We start from the raw sequence: 2,371 nt of genomic DNA, 5'->3' as shown, positions 1-2,371 counted from the left end.
CGCCGGCCAGACCCCGAGGCCCGCCTAACGGCGGGCCTTTTGCGTGCGTGGCGAACGCGGCGTCGGGTGACCCACTTCACAAACATATGTAAGACATATAGGATCTTTGATGACGCGGAGCTGGGGTGCGAAGAGGCGGGGCCAGCCCACGGAAGTCCGAATAAATATGTTGACAGCCTTGCCTGAATAGTAAATCCTATAGGAAACAGGATTCCATGAAGGAGTGAAAACTATGGCTTACACCGCCGAAACCTGGCCCATCACCGCGGCCCTACTCCAGTTCCCCTGCACTGACGCCACGGGACAGCACATCAACGACGCCGATGCTTCCGCTTGGGCCGAGGTCCTGCAGGAAGTCAAGGACGCAGGATTTGCCAACGCAGACCTCACGGACAGCTGGGTCCGCCCGGGGGACCTCGGCAAGGAACGCCTCGCCGAGTTCAAGCAGACCGCGGAGCACGTTGGCATTGGCATCCCGGTCATCTCGGCTATCCGCCGCAGTATCATCCACACCCGCGACTGGGCCGAGAACCTGGCGTACAGCCACCGGACCATCGATGCCGCAGCCGAACTCGGCTGCGAGGTTGTCTCCTTCGGACTCCACCAGGCCATCACCGCCGAGCAGCAAAAGCAGCTGTGGTTCTGGACGGTGGAAGGCTACAAGGATCCGGCGGGGGACAAGGAAGCCTGGGGCAAGGCGGTCGCCCGTTTGCGGGAACTCGGTGAGCACGCCGCGGAAGCCGGCATCCTCCTCTCCCTGGAAATGTATGAGGACACCTACCTCGGCACCGCCGATTCCTCGGTCCGGCTGGTCCAGGACATCGGGCTGGACAACGTTGGCCTCAACCCGGACCTTGGCAACCTCATCCGCCTCCACCGTCCCATCGAGGACTGGCGCGAGATGGTGGCCAAGACCCTGCCGTACTCCAACTACTGGCACATGAAGAACTACATCCGCGACGAAGACGTGGCCCGGGACAGCTACATCACCATGCCTGCGCCGATGGAGAGCGGCCTGATCAACTACCGCGAGGCTTTCAAACTCGCGCTGTCGGTAGGCTTCCAGGGCATCTTGTGCACCGAGCACTACGGCGGCGACGGGCTCAGCGTCACGGCGAGCAACCAGGAATACCTCCGGCGGCAGGTTCTTCCGAAGACAGAGAACTACGTCCTCGGCCAGAGCCAGGTAGCCCAGGGCCGGCAGCAGCCGTCCGGCCGGACCGGCTCCACCCAGCCAGCAACCTCCCAGCTGGCTGGTGTCTAGGACCATGACAAGGATTTTCGACAACCCCGCAGACTTCGCGGACGATGCCCTGGACGGATTCGTCGCCGCCAACCGCGGCTATGTTGCCCGGGTGGACGGCGGAGTGGTCCGTTCCACCGAAGTCCCCTCCGGACAGGTCGCCCTCGTGGTGGGCGGCGGCTCGGGACACTACCCTGCGTTCGCCGGACTGGTCGGGCCGGGCCTGGCAACCGCCTCGGCATGCGGCAACATGTTCGCCTCCCCGGCGGCAGGCCAGGTCTACCGCGTAGCCAAAGCAGCCAACGCCGGGGGCGGAGTGCTGCTCAGCTACGGCAACTACGCCGGCGACGTGCTGCACTTCGGCCAGGCTCAGTTGCGCCTCAACGCCGAAGGCATCGAGACCCGCACCGTGACCGTTACCGACGACATCGCCAGCGCGCCGCTGGACCAGATCGAGAAGCGACGGGGGATCGCGGGCGACCTCACGGTCTTCAAGATCGCCGGGGCCGCGGCCGAAGCGGGACTGGACCTGGACGCCGTCGAGCGCTTGGCCATCAAAACGAACTACCGCACGCGTTCGCTCGGGGTGGCCTTCGACGGTTGTACACTCCCAGGCGCCTCGGATCCGCTGTTCCACGTTCCGGCCGGCCAGATGTCCCTCGGCCTGGGCATCCACGGCGAACCGGGCATTTCCGAGCACAAAATGCCCACCGCTTCCGAGCTCGCCGAACTGCTCGTCTCCAAGCTCCTCAACGACAAACCGGACGACGCCGGAAACCGCGTGGTGGCCATCGTCAACGGCCTCGGCACCGTCAAGTACGACGAGCTCTTCCTGCTCTTCGGCAAGATCGAAAAGCTCCTCGGCAAGGCAGGCCTCACGGTAGTCGAACCCGAGTGCGGCGAGCTCGTGACAAGCCTGGACATGTCCGGTCTTTCGCTCACGCTGCTGTGGCTGGACGAGGAGCTCGAACAGTATTGGGCAGCACCCGCGGACACTCCGGCGTTCCGCAAGGGCAACCTCGCGCCCCGCCCGCCCCGCAACTTGGCGAGCGTCACCGCGGTGGACGAGTCCGACGTCGAGCATCCCACCGCGGCCGCTGCCGAACTCGGCCGGCAGGCCGTAGCCGT

Annotated in this window: 2 protein-coding genes; both read left to right on the top strand. The window is 65.1% G+C overall.

Annotated elements, in window-relative coordinates; translation table 11 throughout:
- Window positions 1-232: 232 nt before the first annotated feature.
- Window positions 233-1,264, top strand: a complete 1,032-nt coding sequence (locus AHiyo1_RS07350; RefSeq protein ID WP_059388117.1) for a sugar phosphate isomerase/epimerase family protein — start codon at window positions 233-235, stop codon at window positions 1,262-1,264.
- Between the two features lie 4 nt (window positions 1,265-1,268).
- On the top strand, window positions 1,269-2,371 hold a 1,103-nt coding region (locus tag AHiyo1_RS07345; protein ID WP_172465547.1), incomplete at its 3' end, for a dihydroxyacetone kinase family protein.

The sequence above is a fragment of the Arthrobacter sp. Hiyo1 genome, from assembly GCF_001263615.2.
GTDB lineage: Bacteria > Actinomycetota > Actinomycetes > Actinomycetales > Micrococcaceae > Arthrobacter.
Note: the sequence above shows the minus strand (reverse complement) of the source record. Positions and strands in the feature narration are given on the sequence as shown.

Bases quoted from the DNA above. Each gene is read 5' to 3' on its own strand.
- AHiyo1_RS07350 (WP_059388117.1), top strand. From the start codon at position 233: ATGGCTTACACCGCCGAAACCTGGCCCATCACCGCGGCCCTACTCCAG.